Annotated in this window: 13 protein-coding genes; 8 read left to right on the top strand and 5 right to left on the bottom strand. The window is 61.5% G+C overall.

Annotated features, from left to right (window positions below; all coding sequences use genetic code 11):
• Positions 1-74 precede the first annotated feature (74 nt).
• From pstS to phoR, 7 genes are all read left to right on the top strand, one after another.
• A complete protein-coding gene (gene pstS / locus HS961_RS16300) occupies positions 75-1,112 on the top strand; it encodes a phosphate ABC transporter substrate-binding protein PstS (RefSeq protein ID WP_182323765.1) in 1,038 nt (345 codons plus the stop codon).
• 114 nt (positions 1,113-1,226) lie between these two features.
• Positions 1,227-2,198 carry a phosphate ABC transporter permease PstC gene (gene pstC, locus HS961_RS16295; RefSeq protein WP_182323763.1) on the top strand — a complete coding sequence of 324 codons (972 nt, stop codon included), beginning with the start codon at positions 1,227-1,229 and terminating at the stop codon, positions 2,196-2,198.
• The gene (pstA, locus tag HS961_RS16290) at positions 2,195-3,076 is read left to right on the top strand and encodes a phosphate ABC transporter permease PstA (RefSeq protein WP_182323761.1); all 882 of its coding nucleotides are present in this window, start codon (positions 2,195-2,197) and stop codon (positions 3,074-3,076) included. Before pstC ends, pstA begins: the two co-directional genes overlap by 4 nt.
• A gap of 19 nt (positions 3,077-3,095) precedes the next feature.
• Positions 3,096-3,887, top strand: coding sequence for a phosphate ABC transporter ATP-binding protein PstB (gene pstB, locus HS961_RS16285; protein ID WP_182323759.1), 792 nt, complete (start codon positions 3,096-3,098; stop codon positions 3,885-3,887).
• 43 nt (positions 3,888-3,930) lie between these two features.
• Positions 3,931-4,632, top strand: coding sequence for a phosphate signaling complex protein PhoU (phoU, locus tag HS961_RS16280; RefSeq protein WP_182323757.1), 702 nt, complete (start codon positions 3,931-3,933; stop codon positions 4,630-4,632).
• A 10-nt stretch (positions 4,633-4,642) separates the two neighbouring features.
• Positions 4,643-5,350 carry a phosphate regulon transcriptional regulator PhoB gene (gene phoB / locus HS961_RS16275; protein WP_021026591.1) on the top strand — a complete coding sequence of 236 codons (708 nt, stop codon included), beginning with the start codon at positions 4,643-4,645 and terminating at the stop codon, positions 5,348-5,350.
• A 107-nt stretch (positions 5,351-5,457) separates the two neighbouring features.
• Positions 5,458-6,807, top strand: a complete 1,350-nt coding sequence (phoR, locus tag HS961_RS16270) for a phosphate regulon sensor histidine kinase PhoR (RefSeq protein WP_182323755.1) — start codon at positions 5,458-5,460, stop codon at positions 6,805-6,807.
• On the opposite strand, the gene HS961_RS16265 is transcribed toward phoR, so the two are convergent.
• The 4 genes from HS961_RS16265 to HS961_RS16250 form a co-directional block, all read right to left on the bottom strand.
• Positions 6,804-8,195 carry an MATE family efflux transporter gene (locus HS961_RS16265; protein ID WP_182323753.1) on the bottom strand — a complete coding sequence of 464 codons (1,392 nt, stop codon included), beginning with the start codon at positions 8,193-8,195 and terminating at the stop codon, positions 6,804-6,806. The genes phoR and HS961_RS16265 overlap by 4 nt on opposite strands.
• A gap of 8 nt (positions 8,196-8,203) precedes the next feature.
• Positions 8,204-9,916: a hypothetical protein gene (locus HS961_RS16260; protein WP_182323751.1), complete on the bottom strand. Its 1,713-nt coding sequence runs from the start codon at positions 9,914-9,916 to the stop codon at positions 8,204-8,206.
• 181 nt (positions 9,917-10,097) lie between these two features.
• Positions 10,098-10,343: a type B 50S ribosomal protein L31 gene (locus tag HS961_RS16255; protein ID WP_182323750.1), complete on the bottom strand. Its 246-nt coding sequence runs from the start codon at positions 10,341-10,343 to the stop codon at positions 10,098-10,100.
• Between the two features lie 366 nt (positions 10,344-10,709).
• Positions 10,710-11,753 carry a methyltransferase gene (locus HS961_RS16250; RefSeq protein WP_238347629.1) on the bottom strand — a complete coding sequence of 348 codons (1,044 nt, stop codon included), beginning with the start codon at positions 11,751-11,753 and terminating at the stop codon, positions 10,710-10,712.
• Between the two features lie 248 nt (positions 11,754-12,001).
• Between HS961_RS16250 and HS961_RS16245 the strand changes: the two genes are divergently transcribed.
• Positions 12,002-12,940, top strand: a complete 939-nt coding sequence (locus tag HS961_RS16245) for a helix-turn-helix domain-containing protein (protein WP_182323749.1) — start codon at positions 12,002-12,004, stop codon at positions 12,938-12,940.
• Between the two features lie 53 nt (positions 12,941-12,993).
• On the opposite strand, the gene rho is transcribed toward HS961_RS16245, so the two are convergent.
• The gene (rho, locus tag HS961_RS16240; protein ID WP_182323748.1) at positions 12,994-14,256 is read right to left on the bottom strand and encodes a transcription termination factor Rho; all 1,263 of its coding nucleotides are present in this window, start codon (positions 14,254-14,256) and stop codon (positions 12,994-12,996) included.
• Positions 14,257-14,597 lie beyond the last annotated feature (341 nt).

The following is a 14,597-nucleotide window of genomic DNA, read 5'->3' as shown; positions in this document are numbered from 1 at the left end:
AAAAATGTCATATCAATGTCATATACATTTTTTACAGTTCACTCCATTGCGTTTCATCACCAACAGGAGTTTTCATGAAAGTGTCCGCGATTCGAGTGCTGGTTGCTGGTCTGGTTGCCGCCGGTGCGTTTGCCCAGGTTCATGCCGAAGAGGCTACCGGTGCAGGTGCAAGCTTCCCCGCTCCACTGTATTCCAAGTGGGCTGCCGACTACAACAAGGCCACCGGCGTCAAGATCAACTACCAATCGGTGGGTTCGAGCGCTGGTATCAAGCAGATCGATGCCAAGACGGTGGACTTCGGTGCTTCCGACATGCCCCTGAAAGACGAAGAGCTGGCCCAAAAGGGTCTGGTGCAGTTCCCTACCGTGATCGGCGGCATTGTGCCCGTGGTCAACATCAAGGGCATCACCCCCGGTCAACTGAAGCTGAACGGCCAAGTGCTGGGCGACATTTTCCTGGGCAAGATCACCAAGTGGAATGACCCAGCGATCACCAAGCTGAACCCCGGCGTGGCGCTGCCAGACGCCACCATCGCTCCCGTGCGCCGCGCTGACGGTTCGGGCACCACCTTCGGCTTCACCAACTACCTCTCCAAGGTCAACCCCGAGTGGAAAGAAAAAGTGGGTGAGGGCGCTGCTGTGAACTGGCCTACCGGTGCCGGTGGCAAGGGCAATGAAGGCGTGGCCGCTTACGTGGGCCGCCTGCCTAACTCGATCGGCTACGTCGAGTACGCTTACGTCAAGCAAAACAAGATGGTGTTTGCCCAGCTGCAAAATGCTGACGGCAACTTCGTCAGCCCAGAAAGCGCCAACTTCAAGGCCGCTGCTGCCGGTGCTGACTGGAACAAGAGCTTCTACCAGATCCTGAACAACCAGCCTGGCAAGGATGCATGGCCCATCACCTCGGCTACCTTCATCCTGATGCGCAAGCTGCAGGAAAAGCCAGCCCAGGGCACCACCTCGCTGAAGTTCTTCGAATGGGCCTACACCTCCGGTGACGGCACTGCGGATGGCCTGGACTACGTGCCAATGCCAGCCAGCGTCAAGGACATCATCTACAAGTCCTGGGGCGAGATCAAGGACGGCGGCGGTAAGGCCGTGTTCGCCAAGTAAGTCGAAATTAGGATGGGCCGCTCGGGTAGCGGCCCTTTTCCACACTGATTGGAATCACAAGTGTCGACATCCTTTCCTGTTCAAAACAAAACGGTTGCGGCCGGCAAAGCACAGATGCAATCCAGCCTACCTCCATCGCGCAAGCCTTGGCTCTCCAATACCTTCGCGGACGGGATCTTTGCCCTTCTGGCACGCGGCGCAGCGGTGCTGACCTTGGCCTTGCTGATGGCCATCATGGTCTCGCTGATCGTAGGCGCCTGGCCTGCCATCCGCGAATACGGCATCGGATTCTTCTTCAACAGCGAATGGGATCCTGTCCAGAACCGTTATGGCGGTCTGGTGATGATCTATGGCACCTTGGCCACCTCGTTCATCGCCATGTTGATTGCAGTGCCAGTCAGCTTTGGCATCGCGCTGTTCCTGACCGAACTCTCGCCCGTCTGGCTCAAGCGCCCGCTGGGTACCGCCGTTGAACTGCTCGCTGCGGTGCCGTCCATCGTCTACGGTATGTGGGGTCTGATGGTCTTTGGTCCCTTGTTGGCCACCTATGTGCAGCAGCCGCTGCAGAACCTGTTTCAAGGCGTTCCTTACATGGAAGCCTTCTTCTCCGGCCCTCCGGTCGGTATCGGTATTTTCTCGGCCGGCGTGATCCTGGCCATCATGGTCATCCCCTTTATCGCATCGGTGATGCGTGATGTGTTTGAAGTCACCCCCGCCTTGCTCAAGGAATCCGCTTATGGCCTGGGTTCGACCACCTGGGAAGTGATGTGGAAAGTCGTGCTGCCTTACACCAAGACTGGTGTGTTCGGTGGTGTGATGCTGGGCCTGGGCCGTGCGCTGGGCGAGACCATGGCCGTCACCTTCGTGATCGGTAACATGAACCAGCTCAACTCGCTGTCGATCTTTGAAGCTGCCAACAGCATTACCTCGGCCCTGGCCAACGAGTTCGCTGAAGCCGGCGAAGGCCTGCACCAGGCATCGCTGATCTACCTGGGTCTGGCACTGTTTTTCATCACGTTCATCGTCCTGGCCTGCTCCAAATTTATGCTGAGCCGCCTGCAAAAGAATGAAGGAGCCCGTTCATGACCACCGGCGAAAGCTTGATCCAGGCATCCGCTCTGGCCAGCCAGCGCGCTGCCAAGTACCGTGCACGCAACCGCGTCAACCAGGTCGCGATTGCCCTGTCCCTCTCCGCCATGGCCTTCGGTGTCTTCTGGCTGGTGTGGATTCTGTGGGAAACCCTGCGCCTGGGCGTGGGCGGTCTGAGCGTGGCCCTGGTCACCCAGATGACCCCAGCGCCCAATGAAATTGGTGGTATCGCCAATGCCATCTGGGGCTCGATGGTGATGGTCACCATGGCCACCTTTGTCGGCACCCCCATCGGCGTGATGGCCGGTATCTACCTGGCCGAGTACAACAAGACCGGCTGGCTCGCTTCGGTGACCCGCTTTGTGAACGACATTCTGCTGTCGGCTCCCTCGATCGTGATCGGTTTGTTCGTCTACTCGATGATCGTGATCCGCTTCAAGAGTTTCTCCGGTTATGCCGGTGTCATTGCCCTGGCGCTGATCGTGATTCCAGTGGTGATCCGCACCACCGAGAACATGCTGATCCTGGTGCCATCGAGCCTGCGTGAAGCCGCTTACGCCCTGGGTACGCCCAAGTGGAAAGTCATCAGCATGGTGACCTTGCGTGCTGCCCGTGCTGGCGTGATTACCGGTGTGTTGCTGGCTGTGGCCCGTATCGCTGGCGAAACCGCTCCGCTGCTGTTCACCGCGCTGAACAACCAGTTCTGGAACACCGACTTGTCCAAGCCGATGGCGAGCCTGCCGGTCACCATCTTCAAGTTTGCGATGAGCCCTTATGAAAACTGGCAACAACTGGCCTGGGCAGGTGTCTTCCTGATCACGATGGCGGTTCTGGGTCTGAACATTCTTGCGCGCAGCTTGGCGCGCCAAAAATAAGTATTCACAGGTGAACTCTATGTTGACAAAAACCAATGCGGCTAACGCCAGTGCACTGAACTCCAAGATCTCGGTGCGTGACCTGAACTTCTACTACGGCAAGTTCCACGCGCTCAAGAACATCAACCTGGAAATCCCGGAAAACAAGGTGACGGCCTTCATCGGCCCATCGGGCTGTGGCAAGTCGACCCTGCTGCGCACCTTCAACCGCATGTTTGAGCTCTATCCCGAGCAGCGCGCAGAAGGTCATATCGGCCTGGACGGTGAAAACCTGCTGACCAGCAAGCAAGACGTGGCGCTGATCCGTGCCAAGGTCGGCATGGTCTTCCAAAAGCCCACGCCGTTCCCCATGTCCATCTACGACAACATCGCCTTTGGTGTGAAGCTGTTCGAAGACCTGGGCAAGAGCGACATGGAAGAGCGCGTCGAATGGGCGCTGCGCAAGGCTGCGCTGTGGACCGAAGTCAAGGACAAGCTGAACCAAAGCGGCTCGGGCCTCTCCGGTGGTCAGCAGCAACGTCTGTGCATTGCCCGCGGCATCGCGATCAAGCCCGAAGTGCTGTTGCTTGACGAGCCTTGCTCGGCGCTGGACCCCATCTCCACGGCCAAGATCGAAGAGTTGATCGCCGAGCTGAAGGACGACTACACCGTGGTGATCGTGACCCACAACATGCAGCAAGCGGCACGTTGCAGCGACTTCACCGCCTACATGTACCTGGGCAGCCTGATGGAATTCGGTGCTACCGAGCAGATGTTCTTCAAGCCCCAGCGCAAAGAGACCGAAGACTACATCACCGGTCGTTTCGGCTAAGCCGGCGCGGTCACGCCAATCACTACAACGAAAAGAGCCTGATATGACAGAAAAACATCTCTCATCGCAGTTCGACAGCGAGCTCAACAGCATCTCCTCGCGGGTGATGGAGCTGGGCGGTCTGGTCGAGTCCCAGATCCAGCAGGCCATCTATGCGCTGTCGCAGTTCAGCACCGAAGCCGTGGCACGGGTTGAAGAACAGGAAAAGCGCGTCAACCAGATGGAAGTCGATATCGACTACGAACTGTCGACCATCATCGCCCGTCGCCAGCCCACCGCCCGCGACCTGCGCTTGCTGATCGCGTTCTCCAAGGCCACGGCCAACCTGGAGCGCATGGGTGACGAAGCCCACAAGATGGCCCGCATGGTCGGCTCCATCATCGACAGTGGCGCTGCCCGCTCGTTGCCCACCTCGGATCTGCGGGTAGCCGCCGAGCTGGCATCGGGCCTGCTGCGCAAGACCTTGGACGCCTTTGCCCGCCTGGACACCACGGCCGCTGTGTCGATCCTCAAGGAGGACGACCTGATCGACGCCGAGTTCGACGGTTTTGTGCGCAAGCTGATCACGTACATGATGGAAGATCCCCGCAAGATCTCGCCCAGCCTGGACCTGCTGTTCCTGGCCAAGGCGATCGAGCGCATCGGCGACCACTCCAAGAACGTTGCCGAACTCATCATTTACCTGGTCAAGGGTATTGATGTGCGCCACACCACCATGCAAGAAATTGAATCGAGTGTTTTGTAGAGCCTGAGTTATGAAAAAACTGCCACGCGTACTCATTGTCGAAGACGAGCCCGCGATTGCCGAGTTGATCGCAGTGAACCTGCGCCACAACGGCTGCCTGCCGATCTGGGCCGAGGACGGTGATGCCGCACAGCGTGAATTGGATGCGGTGCTGCCCGATGTGATCTTGCTGGACTGGATGCTGCCGGGCCAAAGCGGCCTGTCGCTGGCGCGCAAATGGCGTGCGGATGCCCGGGTCAAGGGCATTCCCATCATCATGCTGACCGCCCGGGGCGATGAGCCTGACAAGATCGCCGGGCTCGACGCCGGTGCCGATGATTACATCACCAAGCCATTCTCGACCCAGGAGCTGCTGGCCCGCATCCGTGCGGTGCTGCGCCGGCGCATTCCCGAGCAGGTCAACGACAGTGTGACGATTGGCGAGTTGGTTCTGGATGCGGCCACGCACCGCGTGACCTTCCAGGGTGAGCTGCTCAAGCTGGGGCCCACCGAGTTCAAACTGCTGCACTTTTTGATGAAGCATGCCGAACGCGTCCACTCGCGCTCACAGCTGCTGGACAAGGTCTGGGGTGACCATGTGTTCATCGAAGAACGCACGGTGGACGTCCATGTCAAGCGCCTGCGCGAGGCCCTGGGCGCTGCCAATGTGATGGTGGAGACCGTGCGTGGTGCCGGCTACCGCATCACCGGCCAACCGCAAGCCCTTCAGCGGGCATAGCCTCGCACCGTGCCTGAGGTGCGAGAATACTCCCGCATCCAGGCACCTTTGGTTTTCATAGGCTGCGCTGGACGCAGCCTTTTTTTCGTTTTTGGTGTTGGACGCACATGCTGTTTCGCATTGTCAGTTTTTTGGTTTTTCAGGCCCTGGGCGCAACTCTGGGATGGTGGCTGGCGCAGCTGCCCGGCGCACTGATGGCGGCTGTCATCGGTGCCTGGTGCTGGTTCGTCACGGATTTGTGGCGAGGTAACAAGGTGGTGGTCTGGCTGCGGCACGGCGATGCCGACAGCGCCCCCCAGTTGCTGGGCATGTGGGGTGAGGCGGCAGACCGCGCGCGCCGCCTAGTGCGCCAGCTCCAAAAGAATGAGGCCCAGTCCGATGATCGCCTGCACCAGGTGCTGACGGCCATCCAGGCCTCTCCCAACGGGGTGGTGCTGCTCGACGAGCACAGCCATATCGAGTGGTGCAACCAGACCGCTTGCGACCACTTTGGCTTCAACCTGGAGCGTGACCACATGCAGGTCATCACCAACCTGGTACGCGCGCCGGAGTTCATCGGCTATTTCAATGCCAACAACTTCAGCAAGGATGTGGTGATGGCCAGCCCGGTGATGCGTGCGGCCAGTCCGATGCGCATGTCCGTGCAGATGTTCCCCTATGGCGGCAACCGCAAGCTGCTGCTCTCGCGCGATGTCACCTCGCTGGAGCAGGCCGATGCGATGCGGCGCGACTTTGTCGCCAACGTCTCGCATGAAATCCGCACGCCGCTGACGGTGCTGACCGGCTTTATCGAAACCCTGCAGACCTTGCCGCTCAGCGCAGAAGAGCGCACCCAGTACTTGGGGCTGATGTCCAACCAGGCGCACCGCATGCAGGGCCTCGTGGTCGATCTGCTCACCTTGTCGCGGCTGGAAGGCAATCCGCCGCCCAGCCTCAACGAATGGGTCAGCGTGGGCAGCCTGCTCAGGCGCTGTGAGGAAGATGCGCATGGCCTGGCACGGATGATTGCCAAGGAAGGTGACAAGCCCTTGCAGCTGTTCTTTCCGGAAGCCGAAGCCGACGCTGACCGCTATGAGCTGGCCGGTGCCGGCAACGAGCTGCAAAGCGCGCTGTCCAACCTGGTCAACAATGCCGTGCGCTACACGCCGGGAGGCGGCGAGATTCGCGTGCAGTTCGGGCGCCAGCCCGATGGCTCGGGGCGTATCAGCGTCACCGATACCGGCCCGGGCATTGCGCCTGAGCACATCCCGCGCCTGACCGAGCGCTTTTACCGCCTGGACCGCAGCCGCTCGCGCGATACCGGTGGCACCGGTCTGGGCCTGGCCATCGTCAAGCATGTGCTGCAGCGCCACGGTGCGCAGCTGCAGATCCGCAGCACGATCGGCAAGGGCTCGGAGTTCAGCGTGGTGTTCCCGCCGTCGCGGGTGCGCAAGCAGCTCGCCGAAGAGCTGGTCTAAACAGGGTTGAACGGTCCCTGTTGCACCGCGTTCCTGGTCACGCGCTGCAGCAGGACCACAAAGCAGACCGCAGCCAGCACCAGCGCATAGGCGGCGCACATCCAGAACGCAACCGGGGAGTCCATGGCCGGGCGGCCCGCGATGCCGTGGTAGGCCAGCTGAAAACCGCCCCACAGGCCCACGCCCCAGAGCAAGCTGCAGTACACCAGCAGCGGCGTGACGGTGATGCGGTAGCTGCGCAGCACAAAGATCGATACCGTCTGGCTGGCATCGGCCAGGTGGTAGAGGCTGACCCAGCCCAGCAGGCTCAGCGCAATGGACGCGACCTCCGGGGTGGTGGTGTAGATGGGCACGATCCAGCCCTTGGTCAGCCAGACCAGCGCAGCCAGCGTGGTGGCCAGGCCCATGGCGCTGAACAGCCCCAGAAATACCACCTGGCGCGCCCGCACTTCGTCCCCCGCACCGCGCCAATAGCTGGCGCGGGCGCTGGTCGCAATGGCCAGCGACAGCGGCACCATGTACATCAGCGCCGTAACATTGGCGGCAATCTGGTGCGCAGCCGATGAGGCAGTGCCCATGCGCGCCACATAGAGCGCCATCAAGGTGAACGAGGTGATCTCGACCAGGATCGACAGGCTGGCCGGTATGCCCAATTGCGCAAACTGCGCCAACGTGGGCCAGTGGGGCCGCTCCAGGCGGCGCCAGATATCAGCCGGCGCATACACGGCCTGGCTGCGCAGCAACCACCAGCCAAGACCGCAGAGCAGAAAATTGACCAGAAAGGTGGCCCAGGCACAGCCCAGCACGCCCATGGGTGCCAGGCCCAGACCGCCAAAGGTGAACCAGATGGACAGCGGCAGCTTGATGAGCAGCGACATCGCCTGCAGCCAGGTGACCATCTTGGGCTTGCCCAGCGACTGGCTCAAGGTGCTGAAGATGCGAAACAGCAACGCAGCGGGCAGGCTCCAGCCGATGATGGCCAGGTAGCTTTTGACCAAAGCCTGCAGCTCTTGGGGCACCTCGGTCCAGCGCAGGATGGGCGCGGGGTTGAACAGCACGACCCAGCCCAGCAAGGTAGCCGCCAGGCAGATATAGAGCGACTGGCGCAGGGACGCACCAATGTCCGCATGGCGGCGGGCGCCGTGCATCTCCGACCAGATCGGCATCAGCGCCTGCAACAGGCCCATCAGCGAGACATAGACCGTGACGAAGATAGCCGAGCCCACCGACAGCGCGGCCAGCGAGGCCTCGGCATGGCGACCGGCGACGATGGTGTCGACCACGCCAAAGCCCATGACGGCGATCTGCCCCACAAACACCGTGCCCGCATGCTTGGCCAGCACCCGCATATCGCGGCCTGCCAGCAGGCGCGTCCAACGCTCCCGCATAGACACCGTCAATTCGCTTGACGACGGTAGATGACGATCTCCGCGTTCTTGTCGGTCGGGCGTGCCACGGCGGCGATGCGCTGCCACTCGGGGCCCAGCACCTCGTTGCTCGGCGTGCGCTGCGATTCCAGCGGCATGGCCAGCCAGTTGCAGGATTGGCTGGCAGGGTCCGTCAGCGTCTTGAGCTTCCAGCCACCTTGGGCCTGCATGGCCACAATTTGCGAGCGGCTCAGGCCCCAGGCAGCCACACAGCCGGCTGACATGGGCGCTGGCAGTACCTTGGCCAGCGCCTGCACCTGAGCGGTGTAGCTGCGGCCGTAGTCCAGCATGGGCATCCAGATGCTCATCAGCAGGATCCAGCTGAGCACCGTGCCGCCGGCAGGCAGCACCAGACTGCGCCAGATCTCCGGCCGGTTGCGGCGGGCGCGCCAGAACACCAGGGCACACCAGGCCAAGGTGGCCAGCGCGGCAATGGCAAACTGAGGCAGCGAGAACTGGGCGACAAAATCAGGCGCGATGCGGGCCACGTTGGCTGCAGGCTTGGCGGGCGTGCCGGTATAAACGGCCAACCAGATCACCCAGATGGTGATGGCCGCCGCGCTGAAAAAGAGCAGGGTGAACCAGTCGATCAGCGCGGCCATGGCGCGGCGAAAGGTGGGCAGCGCAAAGGCTGCCAGCGCCGCGAAAGCAGGCAGGCCCAGCAGCAAGGCGCGGTCGGATGGCGTGGTGATGACGGTGTTGACCAGCGCCAGCCCCACCAGCAGGATGGGCAGCCACAGATGGCGGTGCACAAAGCGCCAGTCTGCGACCTGGCGGCGCCAGATCCACAGCGACCACAGCGCCAGCGGCCAGGCGGGCCAGACGTACCAGACCACCAACTCAAACAGCGGGCGCAGTTGGCGGAAGTTTTCGGCCGGCAAAATCCGCCATTGCCACTGGTGCAGGTAAACAGCCAGCAACAAGGCGGCCACACCCAGAATCGCAAACACGCCAGCGGCCTGCAGGCTGCGCGCACGCAGCTTGGCATCGACAGGGGTCAGCGCCAGAATCAAGGCCACGCCCAGGCCCAGGCAGACCGCATAGGTGGGCGCGCCGCTGAGGGCCAGCATCACCAGACCAATGGCGCCCACGCACAGCGGCGTGGCAAAGCGAATGGGGATGCAGGCGGCTGCGTAGAACACAAAGCAGACGCCGGAGAGTTGCACCACATAACTGCTGGCCTCGTGCGAGGGCTGGGCCAGGCCCAGGCAGGCAATCAGCGCCAGCAGACCGCCGTCGGCCATGGCACGGGCATAGTCAATCTCGTTGGCCTCGCCCCCAAAGGCAAAGGCGACCGGGCCGGCGCCGGGGCTGCGGGCCAGGTAGTACACGGCATACCAGGTGGCCATCAGGGCCAGCCAGAGCAGGGCGGCAAAGGGCAAGCGGCTGGCTAGCTCAGGCGAGATGACGTCGCCAAAGGCCTGGATGGCCCAGGCGCCCAGCCAGTAGGGAATGAGGCCTTCGGTATCAGGGCTCAGGCCCAGAATCTCCGGTGCGAGCCAGGGCGTGCGTCCTTCCGCCAGCGCCATGGCGTAGCCAAAGCTGGTGATGTCCAAGGTCTTCCAGGGCGCGCGGGCTACAAAGCCGGGCACCACATAGGCCAGGCAGAGCAGCAGCAGGAGTGCACGCGGCAGGGGGCGTACAGCGGCTTGGGAGACGATGGCAGGGGTCGGAAAATTCACACCGGGGTACCAGAGGGGGCAAGGCTCAGGAGCTTATCAGGCCCTGCGCCGAAAAGGTAGGAGAACCGCGCATGGTCTGCGGGTCCATAAAAAAAGGCAGTACGGTTTCGCACTGCCTTTTGTCTTGCCAAGACACAAAGGGCACCTGGCTTTCCAGCCTGCACCCTGTGGATCCCGCAAATTACTTCTTGCCGAAACGGTTGCGGAAACGCTCCACACGGCCGCCCATGTTGTCCACCGACTTTTGGGTGCCGGTGTAGAACGGGTGCGACTCAGACGAGGTATCCAGCTTGAACAGCGGGTATTCCTTGCCTTCGAAGGTTTCGTTTTCCTTGGTGTTCACGCAGGAGCGGGTCACAAACTTGAAACCGTTGGACAGGTCCACGAACAATACTTCGCGGTAGTCTGGGTGAATGCCTTCTTTCATGATTCTTCCTTAGGTCAAGTGCGGGAGCCGTGCCAAGCCGGATGCAACCTTTGCATCCCAGTAAACTGGGCGTACTTTCCGCAATAAAAGCCCTCCATTATTGCACAGGCTAACCGTTCCGTCAAAAAACCTCTGGCTTCACTCCACTGATGCCTTCGGCGGCGCTGCAGCGGTATTTACCAATCGTCGATGGATACCGCTCTAAGGATCCTTTGCAAAACCCTCGCCAAGCGGGATGGACGCGGATCGGGATGAGCCGCAAGGCGTCTTTTGCAGTCAATAGCTGTAGCTATTGACAAGGAAGACAACGCGGCGGATCGCCCGAGCCCGCGTTCAAACCACGGCAGGGAGTTTTGCAGAGGGTCCCTAACCAGGCTTGCGGCCCACATGCAGCCAGACAGGAGCCATCGGAAAATCCAGCCGCCCCAGCGCGCGGATCTGCCCAAAACCAGCGGCCGTCATGTGCTGCGCCATATCGCCCGGGCGAGGCAGGTAGTGGCCCCGCAGCACCAGGCCGGCATAAAACGGCCAGACACAGGCAGCCATGGCCGGGTCATCGGGTCGCTCGGCATGGGCCAGCAGCAGCAGGCCCCCGGGATTCAAGGCCTCCCATATGCCGCGCACGGCCTGGGCGGGGTCGCGCAGAAAGTGCAGCACCGAAGAGCACCAGATGAGGTCATAGCCTTGGCCATAGTCCTGTTGCTGCACATCGCAGCCCTGCGCTCGCATACGCGCCGCCAAGCCGGCCTGGGCTATGTTCTCCGCCGCCACCGCCGCAGTGGCAGGCTCATCGCAGACCATGCCATGCCATTGGGGCAGTTGCTGGGCCAGCGCCATGCCGACATGGCCAGGGCCGCCGCCCAGATCCAGCAAGCGCCCGCTGGCGGGCAAGGGGCCCAGCTGTGCCAGCAGGTGCGCAATGGCTGGCACCGTGATCGCACGCTGCTCCTGCCCAATCTGTACCCGGGCCGCCTGGGCCCAACTGCCTGGTGCTGCGCTCATGTCGACGCTGCCCTGTTCCAGCCACTGCGGCCACTGCGCCGCCAGGCCGGACAGGGCCTGTTGGCGGTACTGCCAGGCCTGGCCGCAGTAGTCGGGTGCGTCTTCCAGAAAATAGCGCTGGGCCAGCGCGGAGCTGCTGAACAGCGCATCGCCTGCGGTGCCGCTGGCTGCGGAGACCGGCTGCTGGCGGCTCAGCAACTCCATGCTCCACAGCAGCTCCAGCCATACCGCACAGGCCCCTGCGTGCAACCCCAGGCGCTCTGCGACGGCGCGCGCGCTCGCCGGCTGGCGCAGGTGGTCAAACAGTTGGTGAGCCAAAGCTTGCTCCAAGGCCTGGGTTTGCAGCGGAATGGCGGCCAGGCGCCACAGGGGCTGCAAGGGGTGTTCGGTTTGAAAACCCATTCGCATGTTCAGGCCTCCGCTCTGGATTGGAGAGAAAGTGAGGTGGCTCTGGAGAGAAGAGGATGTGCCATGGTTGGGGTCCGGATGCTCGCAAGTGGAGATAGAGCATTCACTGTAAATCTCCAATGCAAATAGCTATCATTTGAGATTTAGGCAAAACGGAGCATTGCTTTGGCAGGGCGGAGTCATTCGCGATGCTGCCGCGTGCGACCACAAGAAAGGCAGTCTTGGTCTACCGAATTAGCTCCGCAGATGTGAGCGCCCCCCAGCGCCTGGGTTCATCGGCATGGTGGCGTTCGAGCCTGCCTGCAACGCTCGGCCACTGCGTCACCGACCGGCTGCAGATCGAGCCGGGCCTGGCCCTTGTCTACATGGATTACCGGGCCCAGCAGCCCTTGCAGCAGACCAGCTTGCTGGAGCGCGACAACCGCTGCCTGACCTTGACGGTGGCGCTGCAAGGACAGTCCAGCACCACCGGCGTGGATGGCCAGCGCTTTGATTTTGTCGCGGGCCACAGCACCTTGGCTGCGTTCGCCAGCGTGCGCGGCGAACGCTGCTTTCCGGCTGGGCAAACGCTGCGCCAGCTGCGGCTGGTGGCCGATGAGGCGGTGCTGCAGCGCTATGGCCTGGCTGACTTGCTTGATGGCGTGCGCTTTGACCAATCAGCGCGCGCGCTGCATTTTGGCGCCTATGGTGCGAGCACCTCGCAATGGGCTGCCGCCTTGCTGCCCAGGCATGCGCAAACGAAGGAGGATGAGCGAGGCTCGCTGCTGGGTATCCAGATCGCCGCCCTCAGTCTGCTGTCCGAGCAGACCCGCCAGCTGCGCCCGCCGCCCAGCACCTCGGCCCTTTTGCGCCCCGCTGACCAGGACAAGATCCTCCAAGCCCGCGACATCCTGCTGCGCGACTATGCTCAGCCCTTGACGGTGGCCTATCTATGCGCAGCCGTGGGCACCAATGCTTTCGCGCTGAAAACCGGCTTTCGCCTGCTTTTTGGCAGCAGCCCCCATCGCATGCTGACCCGCATCCGCATGGAGCGCGCCTGGGCACTGCTGGACAGCGGCCAGCGCGTCTCAAGCGTGGCCTTTCAGGTGGGCTACCAGCATGTCTCCAGCTTCAGCACCGCCTTTGAACGCCACTTTGGCCGAACGCCAAAAACGGTGGCAGGGGAGCGCTGGCACACGCGGGCATAAAAAAACCCTCCGTTGGAGCGGAGGGTTGGCAGGCCTGCAAGCGCAGAACGGGTTTAGCCGCCTCGGCGCATCATGTCGAAGAACTCGACATTGCTCTTGGTCTGCTTCATGTTCTTGATCATCAGCTCCATGGACTCGATCTCGTCCATGTTGTACATGAACTGGCGCAGGATGCGGGTCTTTTGCAGGATCTCGGGAGCGAGTAGCATTTCTTCGCGGCGGGTACCGCTCTTGTTCAGCTCGATCGCCGGGAAGACGCGCTTTTCGTACAGGCGGCGGCTCAAGTGCAGTTCGCTGTTGCCGGTGCCCTTGAATTCTTCAAAGATCACTTCGTCCATGCGGCTGCCGGTATCGACCAGGGCCGTGGCGATGATGGTGAGCGAGCCACCTTCTTCGACATTGCGGGCCGCGCCAAAGAAGCGCTTGGGGCGCTGCAGCGCATTGGCATCCACACCACCGGACAGCACCTTGCCCGACGAAGGCACGACGTTGTTGTAGGCGCGGGCCAGACGGGTGATGGAGTCCAGCATGATGACGACATCCTGGCCCATTTCCACCAGGCGCTTGGCGCGCTCGATGACCATTTCGGCCACGTGAACGTGGCGGGCGGCAGGCTCATCAAAGGTCGATGCGATGATCTCGCCCTTGACCGAGCGCTGCATTTCCGTCACTTCTTCCGGACGCTCGTCGATCAGCAACACCATCATGTGCACATCGGGGTAGTTGGCGGTGATGGCATGCGCAATGCTCTGCATCATCATCGTCTTGCCGCTCTTGGGCGCTGCCACGATCAGTGCGCGTTGGCCGCGGCCGATGGGCGCAATGATGTCGATCAGGCGGCCGGTGATGTTTTCTTCGGCCTTGATGTCGCGCTCCAGACGCATCTGTTCCTTGGGGAACAGCGGCGTCAGATTCTCGAACATCATCTTGTGCTTGTTTTGCTCTGGCGGCAGGCCGTTGACCTGGTCGAGCTTGGTCAAGGCAAAGTAGCGCTCGCCATCCTTGGGCGTGCGCACTTCACCTTCGATCATGTCGCCGGTGTGCAGATTGAAGCGGCGCACCTGGCTGGGGGAGATATAGATATCGTCGGTGCTGGCCGTGAAGCTCGTGTCGAGGCTGCGCAGAAAGCCGAATCCGTCGGGCAGGATTTCCAGAACGCCATCGGCGAAAACCTGTTCACCCGCTTTGGCGCGCTTTTTGATGATCGCAAACATCAACTCCTGTTTGCGCATGCGGCCGGTATTTTCAATTTCAAGCTCGTCTGCCAGCTTGAGGACTTCAGACACATGCAGTGCCTTGAGCTCATTTAAGTGCATGGATAGACTCCAGAACGGAGTAACTGTTAGAGGTAGGGGGGATGCAGAGCCGGTGCAATAAGCGGGAGACCGCGAAGCCGGAGACCATGCTTGATCTATTCTTGGATGGAATTAGATCGGTGATCTGAAGGCCGATTATAGACAGGTTGCCGCAAGAACATCCCGCCTGAATTATCAACTATATGTATCAGGCGCGACAGCGAGCAGCTAGAGATTTCGATATTTTTATAAAAATATAGAAAAATCAAATGCTTGAGAAAAGCAAAAAGCACGGTAAAAACCGTGCTTTGCTGGCTATCGCCGCTAGGCAAGGCCCCTTGCGCAGGGGCTGTGCATGCGAC

Source organism: Comamonas piscis (assembly GCF_014109725.1).
GTDB classification, from domain to species: domain Bacteria; phylum Pseudomonadota; class Gammaproteobacteria; order Burkholderiales; family Burkholderiaceae_C; genus Comamonas; species Comamonas piscis.
This window is presented reverse-complemented; position numbering and strand designations above follow the sequence as displayed.